Below are 26954 nucleotides of genomic sequence, written 5' to 3' on the forward strand. Positions count from 1 at the left end.
AACCTCTTTATAATGGAACGTTGTCGAAACGGCTGATCTTCGGATTGAACATCAATGGAAAATCGGCCGTAGCACCCGCTCTGTTTTTGGCGATAATGATTTCAGCCATTCCCCTTTTGTTTGGGTCAAGCTCTTCGGGAGGTTTCACCATTTCTTCCCGATATATAAAACATACGATGTCCGCATCCTGCTCAATGGCACCTGACTCCCGTAAGTCGGAAAGTTGTGGCCTTTGGTCTTTGGAGCGGTTTTCAATGGAACGGTTCATCTGTGACAATGCGATGATAGGACAACCTACTTCCCTTGCCATTTGTTTGAGTCCCCTGGAAATGTTAGCAACCTCTTGTTGCCTTCCCCCCATAGCGGCTTTGGGATCACTCATTAGCTGCAAATAATCCACAATCACAAGACCAACTTCTTCTGTCGTACGAAGTTGTCGGAGTCTTGCCGAAAATTCCTGAATGGTCAAATACCCAGAATCATCAATGTAAAGACTAGCCGAAGTGATATTTCCAATACTGTCTTTTAATTGCGTCATCTGTGCCGAAGTCAGAGTTCCTGCTTTTAAGGCATAGGAATCAATCCTTGCATCCGCACTGATGAGTTTGAGTAGTAACTCGATCCGGCTCATCTCTAACGAGAAAATAACAACCGTTTTACGTTCTTTCAAAGCGGCATTGGCAGCGATATTCAAAGCAAAAGTAGTTTTTCCATTTCCTGGACGGGCTGCAAGGATCATAAGTTCGTGTGACTTAAGACCTGTGGTTGCCATATCAAGACCAGTAAAATGGGTTTTTAATCCGTTGATTCCACCGGTTCCATTTTGGCTGGCAGCAACTACATTTTTAATGTAATCAATAAGGGCATTGGCATCATCTTTTACTTTTCGTAAACCTTTGGATCTCTCTTGGCGAGAAATATCCATTAGCGACTGTTCTACGAGACTGAATACAGAATCGTTTTCACCAGGTTCAATTTTAACTTTGTCAATGGCTTGGTTTAATGCTTCGACATACTTACGTCTGTCCGAAACACGTTTCACACGCCGCACATAATATTCAAGCGGCTGGAAAGGAACTGTATCTTTGTATAGAGAAGTGATGTATTCCAAGTCGCGAGATTCGTCTTTAAAAAGACGTTTTTCTCGCATTTGGTTTGTGACCGTAACTAGGTCGATATTGATCCCTTCATTAATGAGATCGGTAACGGCTTCAAAGACTCGCCTGTGGCTGTCCATATAGAAGTCGTCCGGGCTTAGACCTAAGTCTTCCTGCCCGGCTACCCCTCTCATGAGTAGGTAACCGATTAAATTCTTCTCAGACTCTATCTCCTGAAGGGGGTTAGAATTCATCGAAAAAGCTTTAGTGTAAGACTATGCTTGGCCGACGACTTTAACTACGATTTGAGGTACAACACCTTCAGCCAAACGAACTTTGATTTTGAATTCGCCTACTGATTTAATTGGCTCACCTAAATCTAACTTACGTTTGTCGAGTTCTACTCCAGTGTTTTTAATTGCTAGTGCAATGTCGTTCGCTGTAACAGAACCAAAAAGTTTGTCGTTTTCGCCCACTTTCACTTTGACTTCGTATGTTTTACCATCAATCGAAGCAGAGAGTTCTTTCATCACTTTTACGCGTTTGTCACGTTTCAGTTCTGCAAGTCTCTTTTGGTGGACTGCCGCTTTTGTGTTTCCATCATTGGCACGGACAGCAAATCTTCTAGGAATGAGGAAGTTACGTGCATAACCATCAGCAACTTCTTTCACATCACCAGCATCACCAAGATTTAATACGTCTTTTTGTAATACAACTTTCATCCGTTACTCCTACAGAACTTTAAACGGTAGTAAACCGATAGATCTGGATTTTCTGATTTCACGAGCAAGGGCTCTTTGGTGTTTGCCACAAGTTCCAGTGATTCTTCTTGGAATGATTTTACCGCGGTTGGTAACAAATCTTTCTAGAATGTCTACTCGTTTGTAATCAAGACCTGCAAGTAGGGCTTTGTCAGCGCAGAACTTACATACTTTCTTTTTATATTTTGCGTTTTTACGACCGAATTTGCCTTCTCCGTCTTTACCACGGAAACCGCCTTTTTCGTCGTCTTCCATCCCGTCCATACTCTCGCGGGAATCTGTTCTTGTATCATCAATATTTGTCGTTTCGCTCATTGTCATAACCTATCAAAAAGGAATGTCGTCATCACCGGCTGGATAATCATCATAACCATTACTTACGCCGGAATCATAAGAATTGGAACTGTCAGAACGGTCTCCACCTGATCCACCACCCTGTCCTTGGCCGCCCAGTAATTGTGCGGATTCAACATAAACACGGATTTTAGAGGCTTTTTTGCCTTCAGGAGTTTCCCAGGACTGTTGTTGCAGTCGACCTTCAATCGCTACTTGTTTTCCTTTGCCGGCATATTGTTTTAATATGTCAGCGAGTCGGCCCCATGCCACACAGTCAAAATAATGAGTTTCCTCTTTCTTTTCACCGTTAGTCACATAAACTCTGTTATTCGCAATTGAAAAATTGACAACAGAACTTCCGTTCACCGACTTAAATTCCGGATCACGGGTCATTCGACCGATTATAAGTACTTTGTTAAGATCGTTAGCCATTGGCCCTGATTACTAGGGTTTTTAAGATGTTTGCATTGAGTTTAAACTCATGTTCAATCTTTGCTACTTCTTGTGGGGCGCCAGAACACTTGATCAACGTAAAGTGACCTTGTTCGTCTTGTCCAACCGGATGCCAGAGTCTTTTAGAACCCCAATCCTCTTCGCCTTGGATCGTGAAGTTGTATTTGGAGAGTAAGTCTTTGACTGCAGACTTCGTCTCTTCTACATTACCTTCACGAAGAATATTCGTGATTTCGTAGTTTCTCATATTTCTCCTATGGGTATACCTACATAGAAACACTTGTAGGTAGAAGAATTTGTTAGTTTCCACTAGGGTTTTGCCAATGGGGCCTTGGGTCAATGGAATTTCTTCTTGGAGTTCCCAAACCCTTCCATTTCCATGTAATTTCTAACATTTTTATGGGTGAAAAATCAAATTTTCCAGAAGTTTGGGGCCTCGGTCTTGGCCTATTTTTAGCACTTTATGCTGGTTTTCTAAACCACATCACTCCCAAAGAACCGGCTCTCGACAACCACTCCGGATTTGAATCCACCCTCCTCGGCCTTGAAATGGCAGAAACCCCTAAACAAGTCCAAGACCTAATCGGAATCCCTGACACCATTGATTTTTTCCATTTATCTGCGGAATATAGAAAGGTTCACTATTTTGACTTTGGATTTATCTTTTGTTATTTGGCATTTTTAACATATACCGGGCATTATGCGGGAAGAAAGGTAAGACCCATATTTTTAAAAATCTTTATGGGAATGGTTTTACTCCTTGTGATTGCGGGTTTTGCGGATCTAATCGAAAACATTTTAATCTTAAATGTTCTGGATGCAAAATCAGCGGAAGAGATGGCACCTTCTCTTGAATATTTAAAACCTACATCCCAACTCAAATGGTTTTGTTTATTCGGTTATGTGGCAATAGTTTCCGTTTACTTTTGGTTATACGAAAAAAGTTGGATTTTACGAACGGCATCCGTTCTTTTTTTTACAGGATTTTTTTTGCAGTTGTTTTCGATTTACAAAACCAATTTGTTAGAACTTAGTTTTCCATTTTTTGCACTAGGGCTTACTTGCAGTTGGTTCCACTACGGTTTTAGTTTGGCCTTTAGTTCCTTATCCAAAAAAACATAACCCCTACCCCCAGAAATCACAAGATCGGTTCCGAGTTGTTTACAGAGGATCGCATATTCTTTTAAAAAACTTTCTGCCTCTTTTGGACCTAAAGGAAAAAAATAATGATCTCCCGGAAGCGATTGGTGTTTTCCAAAAACAGGAACCACTTCCACAAACAAAAGTTTATCGCCATCAAAATGCAAAACCACAGAGATATTGTGTTTTAAATATTGGTTTTTAGATCCAAAAAAAAAGTTACCGAGGGAATAAATTACCACACCTTTTGGAAATACTTCAATCCCTTGTGGGACATGAGGATGGTGTCCAATGATCACCTGATAACCAGCACCTACCAAATATTTAGCGGCGTTCCGTTCCGTATCCATTGGAAGAGGGTTATATTCCACACCCCAATGAACCGAGAGAATGTTTACTTGGTTTGGTTTTGTTTTTTTAACCAAACGTTCCGCCACTCCCACTCGAAAGTATGCTGCCCCCGGAGATTTGGTTCCCGAAAACAACCGAGTTTCACCAGTATCAGAAAAAGAAAAAATCCGATACTCGGTATTTTGTTTGGAAACCGTAATGGGAACCAAAGCCTCATCGGTATTTTTGCCTGCCCCTGTATGACGAATTCCAAATTCATCTAACAACTCTAAGGTATCATAAAGTCCGTTTTCTCCGAAGTCCATGGTATGGTTATTTCCAAGAAAAACCCCATCGATCCCAAGCATTCGCAAAACCATCAAATCCCTTCTTTCCCCAAAAAACACATAGGATTTTCTTTGGTCAGCAGCCGGAGTTTTGTGAAGGATCGGAGTTTCTAAATTGAGAAAACGGAAATCAAAGTTTTTCAAATAACTAGAAAAACTGCGAAAAGGAAAGTAAGGATCCTCACTTCGCATCGAATCCCTTACACCCCAATTGAACATCACATCCCCACCAAACCATAATTTGGTGGATTTTGGATATTGGATGGTCTCTCCTGTTTCTGTTCGAAAATGGTAAAGGTTCTGAATGGGTAAATCCAGTTTTGGCTCTACCGATTCAGGAATATCTGCTCCCAATAAAAAAAAGGGTAAAACAAAAACAAAGGCTAAACAAATACGAAACAGATTCATTTAAAAACGAAATACGTTTGAAGGCACTTCCGTGATTTGTGATTTTTTGAGTTTAATTTGGATGAGGACGTTTTCCTTTTCAGTATCCAAACTAATGACTTTGGTGATAATTTCCTTTGGTGGATGAATTTGTTCTGGTTTGGTTTTCACAAGAGCAATTGCTTTTAACCCACGTTTGACACTAACAAGTTCCAAACGGTCCAAATTCCCCGCTTTAAAAAAATACTCATACTCTCCATCGGCTTTGGATAGAGCAATCCTCGTATCATTTGTATTGAATTTTGCCTTTGGACTTTGGATTTCACCGATGTATGCGCCTGTCAAATATTCATAAATGACAGGGAAAGGGATCGCAAATTTTTTACCCGTGTTTGGATCTTGGATGAGGATGTCTCCCATCGGCAAGGTTTGGATTTCCTTTGTACTAGTTGGTTTGATTTGGATTTGGTTTGGGCCTGCAATGAGTTCAGTAAAAACCATTCCAAAAAAACTATCCATGAGTTGGATTTTGATCTGTTTGGAATCTTTAGAAAAATAGAGTTTCCCATCCAAAGATACATTCTCTTTTTTCGGAACAAAGGTTTGGATCTGCATGGAAAACTCAGATTTAAAACTTTGGAATTCGGTTTGTTTTTCTAAAATTTCTTTGAGTAAGGTTTTGGATTCTCCCTCTTTCGCTGAAATATATTTTTCTTTGTCTCTTCCGATGAAATTAGGATCCTCTACTTCAGTTGACTGACAAGAGATGATCAAAAATAAAACGCTAAAGAGGATGGTATTTCCTTTCATTCTGAAATTTCCTTTTGTACTTTTTTAATTTTTGCGATTAAGTCTTTATTTGGCTCTGATTTTGATTTTGATTCTGAAAGTTTAAAAAATTGAAGCGCATTGACTGGATCCTTTTTGGCCAAATACACATCGCCCAAATGTTCATAAATCACAGGATCTTCAAATCCTCGTTCCAATGCCAATGAAGCAGCAAAATTCAAATGGAGTAAGGCTCGATTAAAATCTTTTTTCCGAAACAATACCCAACCCAAACTATCCTGGTAAGCAGGATTGTCTGGTTCCAAAGACACTGCTTGGCTTAGAAGTTTATTTGCTTCTTCGGGATTGATGTCTTTTTCTGCATACAGATATCCCAAATAATTCATTGCATTCGAAGCATTGGGATTGAGTGAAAGTGTAGTTTTTAAATCTGCTTCCACTTCGCTAAACTTTTTTAATTTATCAAAAGCTGTGGCGCGATAAAAATAATAATTATAATTATTTGGATCTAGTTTGATGGCATCAGTAAAATCTTGTACACTTTCTTTGTATTTTGCCAACTGGAAATAAGTTAGACCTCTCAAATATAAATGAGTGGAAGTTGGATTTTCTTTGATTGTATCAGATAAAATAGAAACTGAGAGAGATTCTTTTTTTAAGTTCCCCTGTAAGTAAAGATAAGCCAATCGAAACCGCAACCGAAACTTTTTATCGGTTTGTTCTGTAAGCTTAAGAGCTTCTTTGGTCGACTTGACCGCATGGTTCCACAATCCAATCATCTCTTGGCAGGATGAAATTTTTTCGAAATACAAAGATTTTTCTTCGCTGGCATTTTCCTTTGTTTCAATTCGGGAAAGGCCTTTTCGTAATATTTTTTCTGCTGTAAGGTATTGTCTATACTCGAATGCATATTGGGCTGTGTCCGCATTTAATACTTCGTATTCGGGAATGTTTTCTTTTTCGGCCAATTCCAAAAGAGCAATCCGAGGAGATAACCTTCCTGGATTTTCTTGGATATAAGCCTTTAGTTTTGTTTCTAACCCAAGTTTTGATCCCGAAATCAATCGATCCAACAAATAGACAATTCCCTCTTTTGGAATTTTTTTCTCTTTTTTTAAGGTCGCAAAATAAATGGGAGCTGTGTCTCGAGAATCCATAAAATAAATTTCTGCGAGCATATGAGAGGCATCAATGTCTCTGGGATTTTTTTCTCGAATCTGTTCCAGGTAAATTCGGCAATTTTTAAAATCACCTAACACAAAATAGATTTGTGCCAATCGAAACAAAACTTCCATATCATTTTTATAAACATTTGTATATTCGCTATAACGTTTGATGGAAATTTTTGGATGATCTAATTTATAATTAAGTTCGCCCAGAGCTTTTGCTGTAAGGTATTTGTATTTGGAATGGTTGTCTCTTCTTTCAATGACAAAGGAAAGTGCAGTGTAGTATAAAATAGACTGGTTCCAAAGTTTTCTTTCGAAATTCAAATTTCCGAGTAAATACAAAAAGTCAGGGTCGTTCGGAAACTTGTGGAGGGAATTTTCCAAAACTTCCGATGCCTTTGCTAGTTCTCCTTGCCGAATTCGAATCCTTGTTTGCAAAAGAACCAGGTCTTTTGATACATCCGGTGATTTGCCAATAGATTTTTCCGACCATTCCCAAGCCTGGTCCAAAACTCCTAGTTCCAAATAATTCAAAGCCAATGTTTCCGAACTAAGAGCGCTTGGTTCTTTGCCAACTTCCAACAAACATTTGTGGTAAGAATCCAGAAAAGAAACAGAACGTTCAAAGGAAAGTTTGGATTCTTCTGTTTTGCGCCTTTGGGCTGCCTGAAACCCATCCACCTGTTCTCTGAGAGCCCGAGAGAGGAGAAACTCTGATGGTACTCCAGGATCTAACGTAGAACATTCTTTGGTTCTTGTCCCAGGTTCGGTGGCAAACAGAGAAAGAGAGAGAAAACAAAAGAAAACAAAGAGGAAGGGACGGTTTACAGTTTTAATTGCTTGAAACATTAGTAGATTCCGGCAACGATCGGGAACAGGGAAAATCCTTGAACCAAATCTTCCGAGAAAATTTAAAATACATCCTGGCCGTTCTCATCGTGTGGGCAATCACTTTCCCATGGATTCTGAGAAACAAGGACACCATCCTTGCCAAATTCACCCTCGCTTACAATTCGTTTTTTGGTTATCCCAATCCCCGGATTGCGCACCAACTCATCGCCAAAGGGGATGCAGTCCTTGATGGTAGAAAAGAGGGAGGAACAGATATCCTCCAAACCATAGGCCAGTTCTTTAGTTCGGAAGAAAATACCAAAGGCTCCATTTTGCCTTTGGATTTGGCTCTTATGGAAAAAGCCTGTTTGTATTTCCGAAGCAAAGAACATGTGGAAGATCATTTTTTAGAGCTCACCTGGAGAGAAAAAGCCAAAGATTGGGGCTCTCCCCTCTTCCTAAGAATGGCACCTCAAGGAGAACTCACCCTCGGGCCCAATCCCAAAGACTATTGGAATTCTCATATTGAGGCAGTTTTGACTGCTCTTGACTACTACAAACGAGCGTTACGTTTTTCAGGACCAGAACTCCTTGCCCCAAAAAAAATTGAATCCGTTGCATGGGCAAGTTGTCGCCCAAGTGAAATCCTACTCGGTTACAAAACACATATGTTGGAAACAGAAAGTTTTGTTTTAAAGAAATTAACCGAATTAGAAAAAGTCCCAAGTGGACTCAGTGCCGTTCAAAAAAGAACTGTAGTTTTATCTTCCATCAAACGCAGCGATTTTTCTGAAGTTTCTGCAAACGATTATTTAGAATCACTTCTCAGACAAATTTTATTAACAGGAATGAAAAACTTTTCTCCCAGAGAAATGGATGATATTTATGAAAGGATCATTTACTTTGTTGGTGCAGATGAAAGGGAGTATTTAAAATTTAAATTCCGCCGGGCTGAATTGTTTTTTCAACTGGGTAGAGAAGAAGAAACCTATTACAAACGTGCGGCAACTGAATTCAAAGAAGCTGCCAATATCCAACTTGCTTCAGAAATTGAAGATATCAATGTTCCTGCACTTCTCGTTCATGAATTTGAATCGAAAATGAAAGAAGCGGAATCTTATCACAAACTCAAAGAAAATTCCAAAAGTTTGACGATCCTTGATGCCCTAAAACCAAAACTTCGAAATGTCGATGAACGAAGCGTAGGTGGAAAAAAAGACGATATTCTAAAATCATATCATAATTTAACTAGATCCGTCCTTCGCAAACTGGGTCGCTACGAAGAAGCAGATGAAATCCCATTTAACGAATGAAATAAAATATTTTGATTACAATGCCACACACCCACCTTTTGCAGAAATTCTGGAATCCTGCTTGGCAACGTATCTCTCTGAGTTTTACAATCCATCTGGGATCACCAGGTATTCCTTAAAAAACCAAGGAAAAATCGAACAAACAAGAAAGTATTTAGTTACCCTAACGGGAGGTAATGAAAAACAATTTGTTTTTTCTGCCACAGGAACAGAAGCAAACTATTTACTCATCCAAAGTCTACGTGTTTTGTATCCCAACTTAGATTCCTTAATCGTTTCCCCTTTTGAACATTCTAGTATGTATGCGGCCTTAGAATCATATGGTTTTAGCGCTGACTTAATCAAAACTGATCAATCTGGGATCATTGACATTCAAAATTTGGAAAAAAAACTAAAAGAAAATCCAAGGCCTGTGGTTTGCCTTTATGCAGGAAACGAAACTGGGGTCATCCAACCAGCTGAAGAAATTTCAAAACTCACCAAAAAATATGGGCAACTTTTTTATAGTGATCTAATGCAAGGTTTTTGCAAAGTTTACCTCAACTTTTCATTGTTTGATGGTTATACATTTTCTGGCCATAAAATTGGTGCGGGAATGGGTGCCGCTGTTACCTATTTACCAAATGCAGATACAAACTTTCGTGTGTTTGGTGGCGGAAACCAAGAAAATGATCACAGAGCTGGAACAGAAAATACATTTGCCATCGAATGTTTAAATAAAGTTTCAAAATTCCAATTGGAACATTTAGAAGAGAAAAACAAACGACTTCAGTTATATCAATCTATGATCGAAACATCTTTAGAAGAAATGGGTTGTATCATCATTGCAAAAAACTCAAGACGACTTCCGAATACAACTTTTCTCATTTTACCCATCCAAGCCGTAGATTTCTTTTTATTAGGAATGGAAGAAAAAGGAATTTTAGTTTCTACGGGAAGTTCTTGTAAATCCCGAGCAAGAGAAGCCTCAAAATCTCTTCTTCATATGGGCTACACAGAAGAGGAAGCCTTACGTTCTATTCGTATCTCCACTGGATATTTTACAACCAAAGAAGACGTAGAACAGTTGTTATCGAGAGCAAAGGAATTAATCCAAAAATTCCAGTCCATTGAAGTCCCATGAAACTTAGAATTATCGCAAAATATTCCAGAGAAGAATTCGCCGATGGAGAATGTATTTGGGAAGAAAAACAAGACCAATTTGGAACTGTGGAAAAAACAACCAAGTTCTCCGGTAAACTCCTCAGCGAATTTTTAAAAGATTGGGCTCTATTTGTCGAAAGAGTTCTTTCACAAAATCCCACAAATGAAGAATTCTTAGAAAAATTAGGGAAAAAATCGGATAGTCTGGAACAAATTGTTTTTGGGAAAACACTCCCCTTTTGGCGTTATCCCGGATTTCCCGATTCCATCCAACTCCTCATTGATCCTGAATTTTCCCCCATCCCTTGGGAAATTTTACGCACACACAAAGGTTTTTTATTCCAAGACAAAGATTACCGAAGAGGAATCAGAATCGACACAATCCAAAAAGAAAACAAACAAAAAACAAATTCCGTTTTACTTGTTTGTAATCCAGTTAAACCCAACTTAATTGCGACTGTAAAAGAAGAATGTGCGATCCTTTTTCCTATTTTGGAAAAAAAACTAAACTTGAGGATTTTAAAAGAAAATCATTTAACAAGGGTAAGGCTAATTGAAGAAATTGGTTCTGTAAAGTATCTACACTATGCAGGCCATACGGAAAAAAACGGAATTCCACTGGGTGCAAACGACTTTTTATATTCCAAAGAAATAGCAGAACATTCTTTTACCAATTTAGATCTTGTTTTTTTCAACAGCTGTCACTCTTCTTTTGACTCTATCGAACATTCAGGCTTAACCACGAGTTTTTTAAAAGCTGGCGCCAAGGAAGTCATAGGGTTTCTTTTCCCAGTGGAATCTAACTTAGCTAAGAGCATTGGAATCAAATTCTGGGACTCTTTTTTAAAATCAAAAAGTTCCCACAAATCCTTAGCAAAAATTAGAAAAACATTATATAATGGAACTTCAAAAGAGATCATAACGGCAATTAGCTTAGTCCATTTTTCAACACAAATACCCAAACGTAAGTTTGGTCAAATTGCGGGCATAACGTTTGTTTTATTGTTTTTATTTTTTTGTATTGTTTTTTTAGGTAAAAAGAAGGAGCCTATCAAGGTAGAGAGTTTTGAAATCCAAAATACGCCCAAGGTAGAATCTAAAAAACCAAAAGAAGATATTGCCGCTGCCAAGGATCCGATTTTACTTCAAATCTCTCATTTAAAAAATTCAGAATTCCGCAAAATGGCTCTTCAGTTTTTAAACACCAAACATGAATTTTTAGATGATTCTCAAAAAAGAGAACTATTAGAATCCATTTTATCAAACGGTACCTCTGAAGAAAAAATGTATTATGAGTTCAAAACCAGGAGCGGATTTTGAAAGAATTCAGAAACATTCTCATCATACTTTTTTTTTCCAGTTTTCCAATCCATGCGCAATGGTTCCCAAAATCAAAATCTTTTGAGGATGTATGGACTTCCTATTATTTAAAGCAAAATCTATTTAGCCAAGCCTATGGCATTCAAACAAGGGACTTGATTCGTCAAACAACGGAAGCAGAAGAGGAAGATTTTTCTTTTTACTGGAAATCATGTCACCAACCGGAGATTAAAGACTTAACACAGATTTTACGTTATATTTCTTTTTATGATGCGATTCTGACAGTAAGACAATGTGTTACAGCAAACAAAGAAGAACAAATCCAAATTGAAAAACAAACAAAGAAAAAAATCTTCGATTTAATTGTTTTGCCAAAATTTGAAATTTTAGAATCCGAAATAACAAACGAAGAACTCATCCCCCTTGTAGATGAACTAAAAAAAGAATGGGAAAAAACAATTTACGTATTTTCAAATTTTTATAAATCTCACGAAGTTTTATTCTTAGGAAAAGAAAGAGAATACACTTTAGCCATTAATCGCATATTATATTCCGATATGCCAGAGGGCAGAAGGAAAACTTTAATTTTAAAACTTCTGCAAGATATGAAACAACAGAACAAAAGCACCTATCAGTTATTTTATTATTCAAAACAGAACCCTTGGGCAGCTTCTAACTTAAACGAAGAAAATTACGAATCCAAAAAATTCTACTTATCCTTGATTGAAGAATGGAAAGTTGACCCAGATTTTGATCCAAACCAAATTAGTTCTCTAAAGGATTTCCAATTTTGTTTAGAAGAAATTCCTAATTCCAATCAGAAGATTCGAATATTAGGATTTTTTGGTTTTTTTAGTGATTATGGAAGGTTCACAACAAAAGACCAGACTTCTTTTTCACAAACGAACCAAACTCGAATTCGTTATATCAGACATTCCTTATTTCATTCACATCATTTCCAAAAAAGATTAGAAAATATACTGATATCTTGCAAAAATTCCGTCCAATCGGTGAAAGAAATATGAGTGATGAAATTCGAAAGTTAATCGATAACTGCCTACTCGGAAAGAGTTCTGCATGGCAGGAGTTGATTCGAAGGTTCCACAGGCTCATCATTGGGACTTGTGCGCATTACGTTCCAAGAGAAGAAGTCACAGACACTTCCCAACAAGTGTATCTCAAACTCACAGAAAACGATTACCACCTCCTGCGAAAGTTCAAAGGGGATAGTTTACCTGCATTTATTATCTATTTAAGTGAAATTTCTAAAAATATCAGTATGTCTCAGACAAGATCCATTCGTCGGTATGAATATCGAGAGGGAATTTCTTTGGATTTGAGTATCGATATTTTAGATGATCGGCAAAACCAGGAAGATGTCTATTTTGCTTGGGAAGAAAAACGCGAGTTTTACGATCTCATTGAAGGTTTGGATGATGCTCATAAAGAAATTCTCATCCTGAGGCTAAAAGGTTACAAGTTTAAAGAAATTGCGGAAATCCTCGATGTTCCCCTAGGGACTGTCCTTGCCCGGGCCAACCGAGCCAAAGAAAAGATAAAAAAAATCCTGACAAAGGAAATAAAGCCGTAGCGGGGGGAAATAAATACAATGGAACCAAAAGATCCGAATGAATTTATGAACCGACTCAAATTAAAAGAAGCCCTTTACCTCATGTCCCAAGGGGAAGATGCGGACTCATCCACGGTCGATTGGATCTTGGATACCGTTCTTCCGAACAAGGGTTCCAGCATACAGATTTACCTTCAATTTGTGAAAGACCAATTGAAACTTCTCACAAGTGACGAGGGAGGTATCAATTTAGTAACTCCGGAATTGGCCTTTCGGGGAACGGGAAATTCTAGCGGGGCTTTCCGAGTCCACAGACAGGTGGGAGGAAGGGATTTGGATTTTGTCTTCCAACCCAATGCCGAAAAAAACCAGGTTTTCCTTTCGGTAGAAGGAACCAACTGCGACCGACTTTCTGCAAAATTGTTTTTAGATGGAGCCCCTGTCGAGACCTTACCGAAACTCGGGTCTCAGTCCATGTTTGATTCCCCAATTACTCTAGATTCCAGTCCTGAGCTTGCGATTTTTGAATCAGGAAAGGAAATTGGTCGTTATCATTTTATGTTACAATCATAATTTTTTTTGTGAACATGCAATAAAGGGAGAGGCCCAGGGCATTGATGAATTGAGAAAACGTTCCTAATTTTTTGGAACCACTTTCTTTTCCAAACTAGTTCACTTCAAAATCCCGACGAAGGTCGGGATTTTTTTTATGCGTTCACTCGGAAATAAATCACATCTCCATCTTGGACTATGTATTCCTTACCTTCGACACGGAGTTTGCCCTCATCTTTCACTTTGGTGGCATCACCTGTTCTGTCGATGTCTTCATAACGCATGACCTCAGCCCGGATGTATCCTTTTTCAAAATCGGAATGGATGACACTGGCAGCCACTGGCCCCGTGCTCCCTTGGTGGGTGGTCCAAGCGCGAACCTCTTCTACTCCTGCAGTAAAGAAAGTCAAAAGTCCAAGAAGTTTATAGGAAGCACGGATCATTCGTGATAAACCCGATTCCTTTTCACCAATTTCTTCTAAAAAAGCCAATTGGTCTTCTTTTTCTAATCCGGAGATTTCTTCCTCAAAACGACCACATAACACAACGACAGGTGCATTTTCTTTGGAAGCAAAATCGATGATGGTTTTGACAAGTGGATTTTCGCTGGTTTTGACATCGGAATCTAAAATATTAGCAACATATAACACTGGTTTAATGGTGATTAAATTAAATTTTTTAGCAATTTTCTTTTCTTCTTCACCCAGTTCCACTGTAGAAGCACGATTTCCTTTTTTTAAGGCATCTAAAATTTTATCCATAACAGATAGAATTTCTGCTGCTTCTTTGTTCCCGGTTTTGGCAGTTTTTGCAACACGTTGTTGTTGTTTTTCCAAACTATCCAAATCGGCTAAAATTAATTCGTAATTGATGACAGTGATGTCTTCGATGGGATCTACTTTCCCATGAACATGTGTTATGTTTTCATCTTGAAAAGCACGAACTACATGACAAATTGCATCCACTTCGCGGATATGCGATAAAAACTGATTTCCAAGTCCTTCCCCTTGGCTTGCCCCTTTCACAAGACCTGCGATGTCCACAAATTCAATCATGGTGGGAACCGTACGTTTTGGTTTGTATACTTCCGCCAAACGGTTCAGTCTTTCGTCCGGGACTTCCACAACTCCAGTATTGGGTTCGATGGTACAAAACGGATAGTTGGCAGCTTGGGCTCCTGCCTTCGTGAGTGCATTAAAAATAGTCGACTTACCGACGTTCGGGAGACCTACAATTCCACAATTCAAAGCCATAGGGATAGGTTTTTACCGAGAGACGGTAAGACAAGGAAAATTGCTTCCTTAGTTTTGAAATCCTGTCTCTAGATAGACAGAAGTAAGATAAAAAATAGAACTAAGGATAAGGGTAAGATAGACCACAGTGTAAATTTTACCAATCCGTTTCCAAGGATATCGATCAAACAAATAAAGTTCTCGGATGATGAGTTCTGGGGAGGGGTCGGATGGTAGAATGTCTTCTCGTCCTGCCTTTCTCCAAACGAACTGACGTTCTTCTTTTCCTAGTTGGAAAAAAGGAGCAGAGGAACCTTCTGTAAAAACATCCAAAAGTATAGTCGGGATTTCAAAGTATTTGAAGGTGATGATCCCCGAAAAACTGGTGAGAATGGCAAGGTAATTAATCACCACAATGAGTGGACTTGCCGTATAACTAGAGCTAAAGAGTAAATACAAATAAATAACGAGAAATCCAATCGAAACGTATTTGGCAATTCGAGAAAGGATTTTGTATAATTTTTGTTCTTGGATAAAATGGTGAAAAACTTCGTGTTTCATTTTGGTTTGAATCTAAAGAGAAAGTGATTTCCCCATTCGATTTGAAAATTCTAAAGGAATCTCTGTCTCCACCCACTGTTTTTTTCCCTGGAAGTCGGTAAAGCACAATCGAAAGGAATGAAGATACATTCTTTCTTCTTTCTTTGACTGGGTTGTTAAAGAATACACAGGATCACCTAAAACAGGAAAACCCAACTCACGAAGCATAACACGAATTTGGTGCCGCCTCCCTGTTAATATTTTTGCCATCCCAAAAGAAATATTTTCCTTCTGGTGACTCAAAAGAATACGAAATTCTGTAATGGCTTTTTTTCCCCCACTCCTCACCACCTTTACTTCTTTATTTCCATCTTTTAGAAAACATTCAAACCGTTTCTCTTTCCAATCGGGAATGCCAAAACATAAAAAAATATATTCTTTTTCTGCTTCTTTTAATAAGGAATCGATTTCTTTATTTTTACTTTGGGTTTTTCCAAGGAGCACAATCCCACTCGTTCCCAAATCCAAACGGTTGGCAGTGCGTAGTTCCGTGAGGCCAAGTTTTGTTGCCAGTGACCTTGTAAAATCTATTCGGTTTGGATCTTTGGTTTCATGTACAGGAATTCCTGCTGGTTTTTCTGCTAACAAAAACTCATCGCATTCAAAAAGAATGTTGGTTGTGAGCCCAAAACCAATCGGAATTTGTTTAAGTGGAGACTTCAATCCAAAGACCACTAAGACTGCGAATGTTGATCACTCCCGTCCGAAATAGTAGGTACTGCCCTTTGATTCCTACGAGAGTATCGGTGATGGGAGTTTCTTTTGTGAGTTTGAGAGATTTGATTTTTTCAGGATACGTTTCAATGGGATAGTTGATTGTTGTTACACCAACACTTAAATCCAACCGGTTCCAAACCAGTTTGGTTCTGGTATTTGGAGGAGATAGGAATTCATTTTTTTCCAAATGGTTGAGGAATTTATTTGCCTCTTTCACCAAATCCATATCAGGTGGATCGCCCGCCACCATTTTTTGCCAAGTGGTTTTATCAGGCAAAAACTGACTCAAATAATGTTCTAAAATTCCAGCATCCCTTCGAGATGTTACTTCCAAAATGGGAATTCCATACTTGGCCCCCTGGTCCACCCAACGGTTGGACACTGGATTTTCTTTTGTGATCCCCACTTTTAATCCACTGGAGTTAGCAAAATACACAGTATGTTTTTTAAAACAATTGGTTTGCCCCCAGTCTGGTTCCCGACAAGTGCCTTTGTGAAAATGACAGGTTTCTGGCCTTAGAATACAAAGATCGTTTTCTGCGAGGTTTGTAAAACAAGTGAAACAATATCCTTGGCTAAATGACTTTTTCGTTTTTTTCCCACAATGCAAACATCGAATTTCATCATTTGTAGAAAGTGTAATTTTTTTCCCAATCCAAGATTCTACAGGGTTTTCGGAAGTGGACTCTTTAGCAGTTAAATCTTTTTTATCCGCCTCATTGTAGTTCGCTGTCTCCCAAAAATAAGAAACAGGGGAGATTCCCTTGTGTGACATTTTCCGAACATACCCTTGGATCTTTGGCATAAATTTTAAAAACTAAACTCCTTTACATCTTCTGGAAAATAATCTTTGTTTACGTTTACAAAAAGTAAACCAACGAGGCTCGGCTCTGTGAGTGAAAGATCCCATTTGAATATAACAAGAGTTTGCCTGTACAAATAATGAGAAATTTGTCCTTTGGGCCCGTAAAAAAGTTTGAGTTGGTCTTCACCTTCCCCAAGGAAAACCACCTTTCCATTTAAGTTTGGGGATTTTTGTTTGATACGTTTGATGGTAATCTTTCCACCAGGATAGATATCTTCTGGATCAGATCCTTCCGTGGCCTCTCCATCATTTGTTGCGGAACTGGGAGCCACTTCCAATGTTGTACCTTCGTAATCCAAATAATTGCAAGGGAAGTCCCCTGGCATACTTGGAAAATTTTCCGAACAAGAAGTATATACCGATTCCTTCTCTTCACCCTCCCCATAAGAAACAAGGAGAGTGGAACGGATTGTGGCATAAGCAACCGACTTCAAAACTTTAGCAGTTTTGTTTTTGGGAACAGAAACAAATTCCCTTTCGGAAGCAGATAAAGTAAAAACAAAAAGTAAAATAAAAAATAGAAGGAAAAGTCGTTTCATCATTACCTCAATACAACAAATAAGGAGCGATTTTTTTACGTTCCGATTCTTCTTCTGCTAAATAAGTATTATGGAAATCACTAAAAGATTTTCCTTCATTGATCGAAGTGCGGAAATGTTCATTCCCCCAAAGTTGGTCTACCCAATGGTTTGCCGAACCTTTACTCCATTTAAAATCATTTGGATAGGTTTCTTTCATGAGCCGGATCAAATCATAAGCCAATTGGATGGGATCATAATCGGGACGAACTAAATTCATACGAAGTCCTGAACAAATTTTTCCTTTATGGGGACCAAAGGTTGGTTTGAAATAAACAGGAGAAAAATAATAAGATTTGTTTCCGAGACTCGCCAGTTTATTTGCAAGCTCTTCTGGGTTTGTCATCCAAGGAGCTCCAAAATAAACAAAGGGAGCTTGGGTCCCTCGGCCCACAGACACATTCACACCTTCGAGTAATACCAAAGAAAGGTAATTTCTCGCAGAGTCCACCATAGGTAAGTTTGGTGAGGGAGTGGTCCAAGGAATTCCTGTATCTTCAAAATACATTCCTCGTTTATAACCTTCAACCGGAACGACCATCACATCCACACTGTCTTTTAAATATTCTTTATTATAAAACCTTGTGGCCTCACCAACCGTCATCCCAGTGATGAGTAGCGATGGAAACTCACCAGCAAAATTCAAATTTCTTGGATTCATTTTTTCACCCATCGGCGGAAGGTGCATGGCAACATGAATATGATCGAGAACTATCAGTTTTGTTTTTGTATTCTTCATCGCATCCATCAGTCTTTTTAATACACTTAAGTATGTATAACAACGCATTCCTACATCTTGGACATCAAAAACAACATAATCCACTTCCCGAACAAGATCTCTTAATTCAGAATCTTTGATTCGATAGATATGATACAAAGGTCGATTGAAAGTAGAATCCATTGTAACAGGTGTTTGGCTAAACTCTTCTTCTAAACCAAGGAACCCATGTTCAAGACCAATCAAATGTTCCAGAGTGATTTTATGTTTTTCTAAAGAAGTGATGATTTTTTTAGGACTTGTTCCAATCCCCGAAGGATTCGTGGCAAGCATCAATTTTTTTCCAGCCATGGTGGGGAGGACTTTTTCATAAAAAATGTCCTGGGAAATCCGCAACTTGGAATCATTCGGATGGACACGAAATTGGGGAACTGTGTTCCCGTGGCATGCAAGGACTAGAAAGCAGAGAGAAAACCTAAAAAAGTAATTGGTCATGTAAGTATATGTTTCTATAATATAGCAAATCTTCAAGGAGAAATGTCCTTCATGTTCAACCGACTTCGTTTGGCTCCCTTAACCGGAGTTCTCATCCTTACTATTTTGGCATGTGCCGGATCCAATTCAGCCCAGAAACAACCTACGCTGCCAGACAATGTGGTAACAGCGATGGGAGAGGCACCAATTTACCAAGGAGACTTGGCTCTTGCACGAAACAAAGCATTGAAAGATGCCAAACTCAATGCCATACGCAAACTTGTAGGGGAACAAATTACAGAAAAATCGGGAGTATCCGATGGCCAGTCCCTAGGCTCCAAACTCTATGGGAAAACTGATAGTTTTGTAAAAAAATACGATATCATTAGCGAAGAACAATGGAAATTGGACACCCAAGACATGATCCGTTTGAATGTCCGTTGTGAAGTGGAAGCAACCAAACTTTCCACAGCAGTGGATGCCCTCCTCGATGATGTAGGAAATCCAAGAATTGCTGTCCTTGTCCAAACTGTTGTGAATGGAAAGTCCTATCCGATTGGATCAGCAACAAACATTGCCGAAGCAGAACTCATTGAAAAACTCCGCACCAAAGGAAACAAAGTTGTCGATAGTTCGCAACTCACTGCACTACTCAAAAAAAATCCAAGCCTTGCCAAACTCGACCTCACCTCTGTGGAAGAAGGAAGCCCTCTTCTCACACTGGCACAAGATTCTGGTGCCGAGGTTTTGATTGTTGCCAAAGTCTCAACCACCGACCAAAAACCAGTGGTTTTGCCTGGTGGGAAAAAAACAGATTTTTTAAGTTCGGCAGCCACTGGCCCTTATCGCATCATCCAACTTTGGGGTGATGGAAAAATATTTGGTTCGGGAAGTTTGGAAGGACGCGGTGCAGATATCACCCAAGAAGTTTCCAGAGAACAAGCAGTCAAAGATTGGGCTAATCTTGTTTCCGGAAAAGTGGGAAAACAAATCAAAGACGAGTGGTTCAAACTCACAGAACAAAACACTGTCATCCTAAAATTCAAAGGACTTGGATTGGAAGATGCCATCAATTTCAAAAACGATTTGATGGAATACACTTCAGTCAAACAAATCAATGACCGCAAAACAGAAATGAATGGTTCGGAATGGGAGCTGACATATCCTGGAAAAGAATCTATGTTTGCTGAAGAGTTAATGTATAAAAAAGATTCTAGTTTTCGTTTTTTAAGTAGCAAAACATTAAGCATCAACAGCTCCAAACGCGGGGTTGTGGAAGTAGAATTTAGAAACAAATAGTTTACAGTAATTATGATCCTGCAGAGAGAAAGGAACTAATCTCTGTGGGATCAAATGGTTTGGAAAAATACCGAGCCACTTTTTTTTCAATGATTGCCGTTTGGATTTCCGGAGTCAGATCATAACCCGTTAAAATACAATAAGTGATATTGGGCCGAATGTTTTTGGCTTCAGTGATAAATTCTAATCCGTTCATTTCTGGCATCCGCATATCGCTAATCACAAACTGCACATCCAAATTTTCGCTAAGTTCTTCTATTGCTTCCTTCCCGGATTTTGCGACGATTACTTCAAACTCATTTTTAAAATAGTCACGAAATAAATACAAGTTGAGTATTTCATCATCTACATAGAGTAACTTACGTTTGGTTTTTGTATCGTTCATTTTGGTTTAGGGAGTTTGATCAAAAACTTTGTTCCCTTTCTCCATTCGGATTCTATCTCAATCAAACCATTATGATCTTTGATAATTTTGTATGCAATGGAAAGTCCAAGACCAACACCTTTTCCTGGTTCTTTGGTAGTAAAAAAAGGATTTCGAATGAGGTTTAAGTGTTCATCACGGATACCCACTCCTGAATCGGTAATGACCATGATGGCATATGGACCTTCTTCAAAGGATTGGATTCCCAAAATACCGGAATCTCCCTCCATGGCTTGGATGGCATTTGTCAGTACATTCAATAATACTTGGTGGATTTTTCCTGAATTTCCTTGGACAAGGAGAGGTTGTGAAGTTAAATCCTTTTGGACCTTAATTCGATCCCGAAGCGAATGAGTTAACATCGCAAGGCAGTTTTCTAAAATCTCGTTCAAATCAAAACGTTCATCAAAAGAATCGCCGCTGCGAGTGAATTGGTTAAGGCCTTTGACAATACGAGAAGTACGATCAACCCCTTCTTTAATGGCATCTAAGTATAATTTTGTTTTTTCAGATTCTAATCCGGATCCTTCTAAAATCTCACGAACCCCAAAATATCCACCTAAAATGAAGTTAAGAGGATTGTTGATTTCATGGGCAATCCCAGCTGACAAAAGTCCAAGGCTTGCCATTTTTTCTGATTCGATGAGTTGGTTTTGCCTTTCCCTCAGCTCATCTAACGTTTGTTTTAGTTCACCAGTCCGTTTGTCAACCAAAGATTCTAATTCATGGTTGTTCTGTTCCAAACGATTTTCATACTCGGATCTTTCTAATTCAGCGGCAATCCTTCCAGAAAATATTTGAAACAAAGTTAAAATTTGGTCTTTGTTTTGGATTTCCGTTTCAAATAAACCAACAATCAGTCCCATCACTTCTTTTTTGGAATTGAGTAAAGGGGAACCAATGTATCCTTCGATTTTCATTTCGATGAGAAGTTGGTCACCCGGAAAAACTTTTTGAACTTCTGTGGGATAATAACATACCGAATTATCAAACACTTCCGCACAAGGTGTATCTTTCAAAGAATAAGCCATGTTTTCTGCGATCTGGCCTTTTGCGACAAGGGTAATGGTTTTCGATTCGTATTTTTCCTTATCGAAGATGGCAATAAAAGTATAATCTGCCCCAATTGTGGAAGCTAATTTGAGTGTAAGCCTATCTAAAAACTCGTTTCCAAAGGTATTGGAAACGGCTTCGATGATGTCGGAAAGAAGTTCACCTTGGATCATGGAAATTTATTTCGATAAGACCATAAAAGGGAATCCTTCGTCAATCGAAATCAAGGAACCGGCGAATCGCTGACAAGAGGGAGGACTGTTTTTTTAACATCCAAAAGTGGTCCTAATTCATAGATGGATTCGTATCCATAAGCTTTGAGAGAGTTATATGTAGAAAGGTTGAGAGAAGCTGCAGGACTTTTTGCGGCAAAGGCTTCCTGGTTTCCTTCAAAGTTGTTATTGCAATAGATTAAGATTTTAGATTTTTTTTCCGGTATCACTTCTGCCAAAGACTCTTTTGTAAATTCGGTAAAGGGAAGGTTTTTGGCTCCTTTGATGTGCAGAAGATGAAACCGATTTTCACTACGAGCATCCAATAACACAACACCCTCTTCCGACATTAATTTCAAAAACTGATCTTCTGTTAGGCGGTGAGTTTCTCTTTCTCCTTCGGATCGATTGACAATTCGTTTGAACTCAGTGTAATCAATGAGTTTGTTTTCTATTGGGACTGGTTTCGATTTTGTTTTTTTCTTTTTGGAAGATTCCGAAAACATTGGGATTGTTACCAATACGAGTAAAATCAATACAACCTGCTTCATGACAAGTCTCCTTTCCAAAATCGATGGTAGTATGATTCTATCCTCGGATGCGAGAAACATAAAACCTTTTTTCGACTTGCCAGGGAAAATCCAAGAATTGTGATACTGGAATGAGCACATTGAGAGCAATTATCAAAACAAATAAAGGCGAAATTCGCATCGATTTGTTTCCAGACAAAACACCAAATACGGTAGCCAACTTCGTAAACTTAGCCCAAAGGAATTTTTACAATGGACTTAAATTCCACCGAGTGATTGCGGATTTTATGATCCAAGGTGGTTGCCCCCAAGGAACAGGAACTGGGGGACCAGGTTATAAGTTCAGAGATGAGTTCGATTCTAGTTTAAAACACAACAAACCAGGTATCCTTTCTATGGCAAATGCAGGTCCAGGAACCAATGGCAGTCAATTTTTTATCACTCATGTTCCAACACCTTGGCTTGATGGAAAACATTCTGTGTTTGGTGCTGTAGTGGACGAGACAGACCAAAAAGTGGTGAATACAATCCAACAAGGTGATGTGATGGAATCAGTGACCATTGAAGGAGATCCAAGTTCGGTTCTTGCGGTCGCAAAACCATTTTTGGACGAGTGGAACCAAATTCTGGATTCTAAAAAATAAGAATTGATTCTTCCCACTGCCTTCAAAAGTCTAAAGATTATGAAGGCAAAAGGAAAACAAAAACAAGTCACCCAAATCAAAGCGGCTTCTAGAATGATTTTTTCTATGAAACCAACAAAAGTAAAACCATCAAAAAAACTCTATTCTCGAAAGAAAAAAGAAGATCATTCGGGAATAGAGTTTCTGATTTCTCTTTTTTCTTAATCATAAAACTCACCTTTCCATTTCACTCCAAGGATCCCTTTCCAACTCATCTTCCTTTCCCAAGTCCACAAGCATCAACCTTTCTAACTCTGCGTTTCTTTGTTTCGCAAGACTCATATATTGGACTCTGTCCTGTCTTAATTCAAAAAGTTCATGAAAGGTTTCATCATCATGTTTCAAAAACAAATTTTTTGCCTTTTCTGCCGTATGAGCCCTAGTTCCGAGTAACTTAAGTACATCTTTACCCATTTGCACTGCGGTTTCTCTTGTCTCTCGATAAATAAAAGACACTCCCATTTCCTTTAAATCATAGGCCTCTTCTCTATCTCCAGCCCTAGCAACGATTTTGATATTTGGGTAGTGTTGGCTCACATTACGAATGAGTTCTGCTTGTTTTTCTGGATTGTCCAATGCAGCCACAAGAATCTTTGTATGTTCTAATCCAGCTGATTCTAATAACTCTAACCTAGTGGCATCTCCAAAATACACTTTAAATCCAAATCGACCAAGCATCTCCACTCTGTCGGCATCAAAATCTAAAATGGTAATGGGAACCCCATTGGAACGAAGGAAACGTCCTAACATATTTCCAAACCGACCAAACCCACAAATAATGACTGGGTTTTCTTGTTTATGAATGTCTTGTTCTGTTTGTTTTTTGGGAATTTTTGATTCTAAAAATCCAAATATCGTTTTTTCATATAACAAAAGAAGTACGGGAGTGAGAGCCATACTCACAGCAACACAAGCAACTAAAATGACAATGGTTTGTTCATCTAAAATCCCAAGTCCTTCTGAATAACCAAACAATACAAAAGAAAATTCACCCACTTGAGAGAGTGCCAAAGAAAAATAAAGATTTTGGTCCAAAGGAAGACGAAAAACAAATCCTAGAAAAAATAAAACCAATGCTTTCAGAAAAATAATTCCAAAAACAATTCCGAGAACTTTCGTCGGACTTTCCATCACAACAGGAATTTCCATAGAAGCACCCACACTCAGAAAAAACAATCCAAGCAATAGCCCTTTGAATGGTTCAATATTACTTTCTAACTCATGACGAAATTCGCTACTCGCAAGAACCACTCCACCAAGGAAAGTACCAAGAGCCGCCGAAACTCCAATTGCTCCCATTAACAAAGAGATGGCGATTACGAGTAATAAGCTCGCACCAGTGAAAATTTCACGGCTTCCCGATTTTGCCAAAATTCGAAACACAGGTTTTAATAGATATTTACCAACCAAAATGATTCCAATCACAACAGAAAATACGACCAATGTTTTTGCATACCCTGGTAAATGTTCAATTAAGGAATGGTGTTGTGACGATGTTACTTCATTTGTTTCACTTAACATAGGGAAGATGGCAAGGATCGGAATGACGGCCATATCTTGAAATAGCAAAACAGAAAATGCAGCTTGGCCGGAGAGTGTTTTCATTAGGCCTTTTTCTTTCAAAGTTTGTAAAACAATGGCTGTTGAAGATAAAGACATGATGAGACCAAGGGCAAGTGAGGGTTTCCACAAAAAACCAAATCCATAACAAAACATGGCAGTTAGGGCCGTTGTGATGATGATTTGTAATCCACCAAGCCCAAGTAACCAAATTTTTAATTTCCAAAGAAGGTCTAATTCTAATTCCAAACCGATGGCAAAAAGCATCATCACCACACCAAATTCGGCAAAGTGTAACATGTCCTTACCTTCTGTCCCAACAAAACCAAAAACAAAAGGACCAATGACAATACCGGCAATTAAATAACCGAGTACAGAACCAAGCCCAAGTCGGTTGGCAATCGGAACCACAATGATGGCACTTGTAAGGTAGATCAAAGCTTGGATAAAAAAACTAACTTCATTCATTTGATTCACCTAACAATTGATTAACGAACATGGAATACCGATTGGATTCTTTTTGAAGATCCAACTCAGTCAACTGGAAAGTTCCTTGGACTAAAAAGGGAGGCAAATAGTCCATTTGGCAAAGTTCTGCCGTACGACGAAAGGGCAGAAGGAATTCCTCTGTTTCGTAACCGTGGAATCCGTGTTTTGAATAAGCATCTTTAGAACCGCCAGTTGTAATGACTTGGATCCATTTTTTTCCAGACAAATGAGATCCATTGGTTCCGTATGCCCAACCATCCTCAAGGACCAGATCCATCCATAATTTCATCAAAGGTGGGCAACTGTACCAATACAACGGATGTTGAAAAATGATGATTTGATGGTTTGTTATTAGATTTTGTTCCGCCTTTACGTTGATTGAAAAATTAGGATATTCTTCATATAAATCATGTAAGGTGATGTTTTCTGATACCGGCAACGAATCCAAAAGGAGTTGATTGGCCTTGGACTTCTCAAGAGTGGGATGGACAAGCAAAATCAAAATTTTGGGCATACGAGACAAATTCACAAAATGAAAGAATCGGTAAAACTTTAAAAAATTTACCGACAGTCTTTAGTTGTAAATTTATTCTATTTCATCGTTATGGGTAAATAAGGCTCCCGATTCGTAGAGGCGTTTGAATAAATCATTTGGGATTTTTGAACTTTGTACATCTGCAAATTCAGGCAAAAAACCTTTTACTAAATACAAGGGAATATTGGTTCCCCCTCTCAATGAAAGAGAACCACGAGGTTCACAATCAAAATACGATTTTACCTCTTCATACACTTGGAAAGAAATATTTAACTCGCCAACTACCCCAGAATTTTCCAAACGACTTGCCGTTTTGACAGTATCCCCCCAAACATCATAAACAAATTTATCTGTACCCACGACACCGGCGACAAGAGGCCCCGAATGAATTCCCAAACGGATCTCCCAAAAGTCCCTCCCCCTTAAAGACTGAACCTGTTTTTGTTCGGCCATATAAGACTGAAATGATAAACCACATAATACGGAATCAACAGCATTGGTTCTATTTTGATTTGGAATTCCACCGACAGCCATGTAGCTATCCCCTATACTTTTTATTTTTTCCAATCGATATTCTTTACAGAGACGATCAAACTCACGAAAGATTGTATCCAATTCGTAAACGAGTTCTTCTGCATTCATTTTCTCTGCAATTTTTGTGAACCCGGCCATATCACAAAACAGTACAGAAGTAAATTCATATAACCGAGGGATTACACGGCCTTCTTTTTTTAATTCAACGGCAATGGGTTCCGGTAATATATTTAGTAGTAATGTTTCCGATTTTTTCCTTTCCACATTTAGGTTTCGTCTCAGAATAAAAACCATGATCCCGATCAGGATTTGGATAAAAATAAATTTACCACCCGCATCCAAATACAAATCAGAATCCGTTCCATAACTTGTGACCCATTCGTGATGAAAAAACTCGACGATATACAAAGTGACTGGCAATAAAACATAAATCGAAGAAACGATGAATACATTCTGATCTCGAATTAAAAAAAGTGCGATCACAAATGCAGGTATTAGATAATAGTGGTTCCCTCCCAAAGAACCGCCGCTATACAACCACATTGCTGATAAATAAAAAAGAATTGTTAAATGAAAAGGCCAGTATAAAGAAAAATAAATACTTTTGACACGGCTCAAATAATACATGGCGAACATCAGTATCCCTGAACCAAAATTCAATGCCATAAGAACTAAAGAATTTTCTAAACGAATCACTCGCAAAGCCACCACTAAATTAAGGATCGCAGTAACTAAGGAAACTGTATTAAACAATCGATGTTCGAGAGAATGTTTTCTAGGATCTCCGAGGAAGAAGTATATCCATTTCATTGTAATTGATTAGTATCACCTTAAAAACCTATCGAATTCAACCTTTTTTCAAAATGATTCTTTTTGATTTTGAAGATTTCCAATGTTTTTCTTGCATAAAATT

Annotated in this window: 30 protein-coding genes; 10 read left to right on the plus strand and 20 right to left on the minus strand. The window is 38.5% G+C overall.

The genetic code is table 11. The features are described from left to right. Nucleotides 1–7: 7 nt before the first annotated feature. The 5 genes from dnaB to rpsF all read right to left on the minus strand — a co-directional run bounded on the left by dnaB (nt 8) and on the right by rpsF (nt 2894). Nucleotides 8–1351: a replicative DNA helicase gene (dnaB, locus tag EHQ47_RS16360; RefSeq protein ID WP_100790890.1), complete on the minus strand. Its 1344-nt coding sequence runs from the start codon at nt 1349–1351 to the stop codon at nt 8–10. A 21-nt stretch (nt 1352–1372) separates the two neighbouring features. Then, nucleotides 1373–1819, minus strand: coding sequence for a 50S ribosomal protein L9 (rplI, locus tag EHQ47_RS16365; protein WP_135777595.1), 447 nt, complete (start codon nt 1817–1819; stop codon nt 1373–1375). Between the two features lie 9 nt (nt 1820–1828). Then, nucleotides 1829–2113: a 30S ribosomal protein S18 gene (gene rpsR, locus EHQ47_RS16370; protein WP_012389070.1), complete on the minus strand. Its 285-nt coding sequence runs from the start codon at nt 2111–2113 to the stop codon at nt 1829–1831. Nucleotides 2114–2185: 72 nt separating this feature from the next. Beyond that, nucleotides 2186–2626 carry a single-stranded DNA-binding protein gene (locus EHQ47_RS16375; RefSeq protein WP_135693773.1) on the minus strand — a complete coding sequence of 147 codons (441 nt, stop codon included), beginning with the start codon at nt 2624–2626 and terminating at the stop codon, nt 2186–2188. Then, nucleotides 2619–2894 (minus strand): 30S ribosomal protein S6, encoded by a 276-nt coding sequence (gene rpsF, locus EHQ47_RS16380; protein ID WP_135568766.1) that lies wholly within the window; start codon nt 2892–2894, stop codon nt 2619–2621. Before rpsF ends, EHQ47_RS16375 begins: the two co-directional genes overlap by 8 nt. Before the next feature lie 92 nt (nt 2895–2986). Here rpsF and EHQ47_RS16385 point away from each other — a divergent pair, with 92 nt between their 5' ends. Then, the gene (locus tag EHQ47_RS16385; protein ID WP_135748793.1) at nt 2987–3769 is read left to right on the plus strand and encodes a hypothetical protein; all 783 of its coding nucleotides are present in this window, start codon (nt 2987–2989) and stop codon (nt 3767–3769) included. On the opposite strand, the gene EHQ47_RS16390 is transcribed toward EHQ47_RS16385, so the two are convergent. From EHQ47_RS16390 to EHQ47_RS16400, 3 genes are read right to left on the minus strand one after another with little or no spacing between them, the layout of a single operon-like run. Further along, nucleotides 3724–4872 (minus strand): CapA family protein, encoded by a 1149-nt coding sequence (locus tag EHQ47_RS16390; RefSeq protein WP_135748794.1) that lies wholly within the window; start codon nt 4870–4872, stop codon nt 3724–3726. The two genes, EHQ47_RS16385 and EHQ47_RS16390, sit on opposite strands and share 46 nt — an antisense overlap. Next, the gene (locus EHQ47_RS16395) at nt 4873–5661 is read right to left on the minus strand and encodes a hypothetical protein (protein ID WP_135777596.1); all 789 of its coding nucleotides are present in this window, start codon (nt 5659–5661) and stop codon (nt 4873–4875) included. Continuing rightward, nucleotides 5658–7658, minus strand: coding sequence for a tetratricopeptide repeat protein (locus EHQ47_RS16400; RefSeq protein ID WP_135777597.1), 2001 nt, complete (start codon nt 7656–7658; stop codon nt 5658–5660). Before EHQ47_RS16400 ends, EHQ47_RS16395 begins: the two co-directional genes overlap by 4 nt. 38 nt (nt 7659–7696) lie before the next feature. Here EHQ47_RS16400 and EHQ47_RS16405 point away from each other — a divergent pair, with 38 nt between their 5' ends. From EHQ47_RS16405 to EHQ47_RS16430, 6 genes are all read left to right on the plus strand, one after another. Further along, nucleotides 7697–8953: a hypothetical protein gene (locus tag EHQ47_RS16405; protein WP_135777598.1), complete on the plus strand. Its 1257-nt coding sequence runs from the start codon at nt 7697–7699 to the stop codon at nt 8951–8953. Continuing rightward, nucleotides 8931–10076: a cysteine desulfurase family protein gene (locus EHQ47_RS16410; RefSeq protein WP_135777599.1), complete on the plus strand. Its 1146-nt coding sequence runs from the start codon at nt 8931–8933 to the stop codon at nt 10074–10076. Before EHQ47_RS16405 ends, EHQ47_RS16410 begins: the two co-directional genes overlap by 23 nt. Beyond that, nucleotides 10073–11416 carry a CHAT domain-containing protein gene (locus EHQ47_RS16415; protein ID WP_135777600.1) on the plus strand — a complete coding sequence of 448 codons (1344 nt, stop codon included), beginning with the start codon at nt 10073–10075 and terminating at the stop codon, nt 11414–11416. Before EHQ47_RS16410 ends, EHQ47_RS16415 begins: the two co-directional genes overlap by 4 nt. Nucleotides 11417–11571: 155 nt before the next feature. Beyond that, nucleotides 11572–12441 carry a hypothetical protein gene (locus EHQ47_RS16420; protein WP_135777601.1) on the plus strand — a complete coding sequence of 290 codons (870 nt, stop codon included), beginning with the start codon at nt 11572–11574 and terminating at the stop codon, nt 12439–12441. Continuing rightward, nucleotides 12438–13007: an RNA polymerase sigma factor gene (locus tag EHQ47_RS16425; protein ID WP_100719489.1), complete on the plus strand. Its 570-nt coding sequence runs from the start codon at nt 12438–12440 to the stop codon at nt 13005–13007. Before EHQ47_RS16420 ends, EHQ47_RS16425 begins: the two co-directional genes overlap by 4 nt. A gap of 18 nt (nt 13008–13025) precedes the next feature. Continuing rightward, nucleotides 13026–13559, plus strand: a complete 534-nt coding sequence (locus tag EHQ47_RS16430; protein ID WP_135748801.1) for a hypothetical protein — start codon at nt 13026–13028, stop codon at nt 13557–13559. A gap of 134 nt (nt 13560–13693) precedes the next feature. Here the strand turns inward: EHQ47_RS16430 and ychF are convergent, their stop codons facing one another. The 6 genes from ychF to EHQ47_RS16460 are packed head-to-tail and all read right to left on the minus strand — an operon-like array spanning nt 13694 to nt 18743. Next, nucleotides 13694–14791, minus strand: coding sequence for a redox-regulated ATPase YchF (gene ychF, locus EHQ47_RS16435; protein WP_135748802.1), 1098 nt, complete (start codon nt 14789–14791; stop codon nt 13694–13696). A 48-nt stretch (nt 14792–14839) separates the two neighbouring features. Beyond that, the gene (locus EHQ47_RS16440; RefSeq protein ID WP_135777602.1) at nt 14840–15331 is read right to left on the minus strand and encodes a hypothetical protein; all 492 of its coding nucleotides are present in this window, start codon (nt 15329–15331) and stop codon (nt 14840–14842) included. Between the two features lie 12 nt (nt 15332–15343). Next, on the minus strand, nt 15344–16033 hold the full coding sequence (locus EHQ47_RS16445) for an RluA family pseudouridine synthase (protein ID WP_135777603.1): 690 nt from the start codon (nt 16031–16033) through the stop codon (nt 15344–15346). Beyond that, nucleotides 16017–16892: a DUF2797 domain-containing protein gene (locus EHQ47_RS16450; RefSeq protein WP_135748805.1), complete on the minus strand. Its 876-nt coding sequence runs from the start codon at nt 16890–16892 to the stop codon at nt 16017–16019. Before EHQ47_RS16450 ends, EHQ47_RS16445 begins: the two co-directional genes overlap by 17 nt. A gap of 5 nt (nt 16893–16897) precedes the next feature. After that, nucleotides 16898–17491: an LIC_11883 family protein gene (locus tag EHQ47_RS16455; RefSeq protein WP_135748806.1), complete on the minus strand. Its 594-nt coding sequence runs from the start codon at nt 17489–17491 to the stop codon at nt 16898–16900. Nucleotides 17492–17498: 7 nt separating this feature from the next. Beyond that, entirely contained in the window at nt 17499–18743 is a 1245-nt protein-coding gene (locus tag EHQ47_RS16460; RefSeq protein ID WP_135748807.1) for an exo-beta-N-acetylmuramidase NamZ family protein, read from the minus strand. A 51-nt stretch (nt 18744–18794) separates the two neighbouring features. On the opposite strand from EHQ47_RS16460, the gene EHQ47_RS16465 reads away from it, so the two are divergent. Next, the gene (locus tag EHQ47_RS16465) at nt 18795–20021 is read left to right on the plus strand and encodes a lipoprotein LipL46 (protein ID WP_135777604.1); all 1227 of its coding nucleotides are present in this window, start codon (nt 18795–18797) and stop codon (nt 20019–20021) included. A gap of 10 nt (nt 20022–20031) precedes the next feature. Here the strand turns inward: EHQ47_RS16465 and EHQ47_RS16470 are convergent, their stop codons facing one another. Genes EHQ47_RS16470 through EHQ47_RS16480 form a run of 3 tightly spaced genes read right to left on the minus strand, consistent with a single transcriptional unit; the run spans nt 20032 to nt 22261 of the window. Further along, a complete protein-coding gene (locus tag EHQ47_RS16470) occupies nt 20032–20406 on the minus strand; it encodes a response regulator (RefSeq protein ID WP_135748809.1) in 375 nt (124 codons plus the stop codon). Next, a complete protein-coding gene (locus tag EHQ47_RS16475) occupies nt 20403–21671 on the minus strand; it encodes a sensor histidine kinase (protein WP_135748810.1) in 1269 nt (422 codons plus the stop codon). The genes EHQ47_RS16470 and EHQ47_RS16475 overlap by 4 nt, the downstream gene beginning before the upstream one ends. A 50-nt stretch (nt 21672–21721) precedes the next feature. Next, nucleotides 21722–22261 (minus strand): rhodanese-like domain-containing protein, encoded by a 540-nt coding sequence (locus tag EHQ47_RS16480; RefSeq protein WP_135777605.1) that lies wholly within the window; start codon nt 22259–22261, stop codon nt 21722–21724. A 110-nt stretch (nt 22262–22371) separates the two neighbouring features. On the opposite strand from EHQ47_RS16480, the gene EHQ47_RS16485 reads away from it, so the two are divergent. Together EHQ47_RS16485 and EHQ47_RS19710 are read left to right on the plus strand one after the other, a co-directional pair. Next, complete coding sequence (locus EHQ47_RS16485) at nt 22372–22884, plus strand: peptidylprolyl isomerase (RefSeq protein WP_135693792.1); 513 nt, start codon at nt 22372–22374, stop codon at nt 22882–22884. A 39-nt stretch (nt 22885–22923) separates the two neighbouring features. Then, nucleotides 22924–23088: a hypothetical protein gene (locus tag EHQ47_RS19710; protein WP_167483307.1), complete on the plus strand. Its 165-nt coding sequence runs from the start codon at nt 22924–22926 to the stop codon at nt 23086–23088. Between the two features lie 9 nt (nt 23089–23097). On the opposite strand, the gene EHQ47_RS16490 is transcribed toward EHQ47_RS19710, so the two are convergent. From EHQ47_RS16490 to EHQ47_RS16500, 3 genes are all read right to left on the minus strand, one after another. Beyond that, the gene (locus EHQ47_RS16490) at nt 23098–24951 is read right to left on the minus strand and encodes a monovalent cation:proton antiporter-2 (CPA2) family protein (RefSeq protein ID WP_135777606.1); all 1854 of its coding nucleotides are present in this window, start codon (nt 24949–24951) and stop codon (nt 23098–23100) included. Further along, a complete protein-coding gene (locus tag EHQ47_RS16495; RefSeq protein ID WP_135777607.1) occupies nt 24944–25486 on the minus strand; it encodes an NAD(P)H-dependent oxidoreductase in 543 nt (180 codons plus the stop codon). Before EHQ47_RS16495 ends, EHQ47_RS16490 begins: the two co-directional genes overlap by 8 nt. A gap of 72 nt (nt 25487–25558) precedes the next feature. Further along, the gene (locus tag EHQ47_RS16500) at nt 25559–26851 is read right to left on the minus strand and encodes an adenylate/guanylate cyclase domain-containing protein (RefSeq protein WP_135777608.1); all 1293 of its coding nucleotides are present in this window, start codon (nt 26849–26851) and stop codon (nt 25559–25561) included. Nucleotides 26852–26954: the final 103 nt, after the last annotated feature.

It is taken from the genome of Leptospira bourretii, from assembly GCF_004770145.1.
GTDB lineage: Bacteria > Spirochaetota > Leptospiria > Leptospirales > Leptospiraceae > Leptospira_A > Leptospira_A bourretii.

What these genes read in the sequence shown, in the direction of transcription:
- dnaB (WP_100790890.1), bottom strand. Translation starts at nt 1,351, where the DNA reads ATGAATTCTAACCCCCTTCAGGAGATAGAGTCTGAGAAGAATTTAATC.
- rplI (WP_135777595.1), bottom strand. Translation starts at nt 1,819, where the DNA reads ATGAAAGTTGTATTACAAAAAGACGTATTAAATCTTGGTGATGCTGGT.
- rpsR (WP_012389070.1), bottom strand. Translation starts at nt 2,113, where the DNA reads ATGGAAGACGACGAAAAAGGCGGTTTCCGTGGTAAAGACGGAGAAGGC.
- EHQ47_RS16375 (WP_135693773.1), bottom strand. Translation starts at nt 2,626, where the DNA reads ATGGCTAACGATCTTAACAAAGTACTTATAATCGGTCGAATGACCCGT.
- rpsF (WP_135568766.1), bottom strand. Translation starts at nt 2,894, where the DNA reads ATGAGAAACTACGAAATCACGAATATTCTTCGTGAAGGTAATGTAGAA.
- EHQ47_RS16385 (WP_135748793.1), top strand. Translation starts at nt 2,987, where the DNA reads ATGGAATTTCTTCTTGGAGTTCCCAAACCCTTCCATTTCCATGTAATT.
- EHQ47_RS16390 (WP_135748794.1), bottom strand. Translation starts at nt 4,872, where the DNA reads ATGAATCTGTTTCGTATTTGTTTAGCCTTTGTTTTTGTTTTACCCTTT.
- EHQ47_RS16395 (WP_135777596.1), bottom strand. Translation starts at nt 5,661, where the DNA reads ATGAAAGGAAATACCATCCTCTTTAGCGTTTTATTTTTGATCATCTCT.
- EHQ47_RS16400 (WP_135777597.1), bottom strand. Translation starts at nt 7,658, where the DNA reads ATGTTTCAAGCAATTAAAACTGTAAACCGTCCCTTCCTCTTTGTTTTC.
- EHQ47_RS16410 (WP_135777599.1), top strand. Translation starts at nt 8,931, where the DNA reads ATGAAATCCCATTTAACGAATGAAATAAAATATTTTGATTACAATGCC.
- EHQ47_RS16415 (WP_135777600.1), top strand. Translation starts at nt 10,073, where the DNA reads ATGAAACTTAGAATTATCGCAAAATATTCCAGAGAAGAATTCGCCGAT.
- EHQ47_RS16425 (WP_100719489.1), top strand. Translation starts at nt 12,438, where the DNA reads ATGAGTGATGAAATTCGAAAGTTAATCGATAACTGCCTACTCGGAAAG.
- EHQ47_RS16430 (WP_135748801.1), top strand. Translation starts at nt 13,026, where the DNA reads ATGGAACCAAAAGATCCGAATGAATTTATGAACCGACTCAAATTAAAA.
- ychF (WP_135748802.1), bottom strand. Translation starts at nt 14,791, where the DNA reads ATGGCTTTGAATTGTGGAATTGTAGGTCTCCCGAACGTCGGTAAGTCG.
- EHQ47_RS16440 (WP_135777602.1), bottom strand. Translation starts at nt 15,331, where the DNA reads ATGAAACACGAAGTTTTTCACCATTTTATCCAAGAACAAAAATTATAC.
- EHQ47_RS16450 (WP_135748805.1), bottom strand. Translation starts at nt 16,892, where the DNA reads ATGCCAAAGATCCAAGGGTATGTTCGGAAAATGTCACACAAGGGAATC.
- EHQ47_RS16455 (WP_135748806.1), bottom strand. Translation starts at nt 17,491, where the DNA reads ATGAAACGACTTTTCCTTCTATTTTTTATTTTACTTTTTGTTTTTACT.
- EHQ47_RS16460 (WP_135748807.1), bottom strand. Translation starts at nt 18,743, where the DNA reads ATGACCAATTACTTTTTTAGGTTTTCTCTCTGCTTTCTAGTCCTTGCA.
- EHQ47_RS16465 (WP_135777604.1), top strand. Translation starts at nt 18,795, where the DNA reads ATGTTCAACCGACTTCGTTTGGCTCCCTTAACCGGAGTTCTCATCCTT.
- EHQ47_RS16470 (WP_135748809.1), bottom strand. Translation starts at nt 20,406, where the DNA reads ATGAACGATACAAAAACCAAACGTAAGTTACTCTATGTAGATGATGAA.
- EHQ47_RS16475 (WP_135748810.1), bottom strand. Translation starts at nt 21,671, where the DNA reads ATGATCCAAGGTGAACTTCTTTCCGACATCATCGAAGCCGTTTCCAAT.
- EHQ47_RS16480 (WP_135777605.1), bottom strand. Translation starts at nt 22,261, where the DNA reads ATGAAGCAGGTTGTATTGATTTTACTCGTATTGGTAACAATCCCAATG.
- EHQ47_RS16485 (WP_135693792.1), top strand. Translation starts at nt 22,372, where the DNA reads ATGAGCACATTGAGAGCAATTATCAAAACAAATAAAGGCGAAATTCGC.
- EHQ47_RS19710 (WP_167483307.1), top strand. Translation starts at nt 22,924, where the DNA reads ATGAAGGCAAAAGGAAAACAAAAACAAGTCACCCAAATCAAAGCGGCT.
- EHQ47_RS16490 (WP_135777606.1), bottom strand. Translation starts at nt 24,951, where the DNA reads ATGAATGAAGTTAGTTTTTTTATCCAAGCTTTGATCTACCTTACAAGT.
- EHQ47_RS16495 (WP_135777607.1), bottom strand. Translation starts at nt 25,486, where the DNA reads ATGCCCAAAATTTTGATTTTGCTTGTCCATCCCACTCTTGAGAAGTCC.
- EHQ47_RS16500 (WP_135777608.1), bottom strand. Translation starts at nt 26,851, where the DNA reads ATGAAATGGATATACTTCTTCCTCGGAGATCCTAGAAAACATTCTCTC.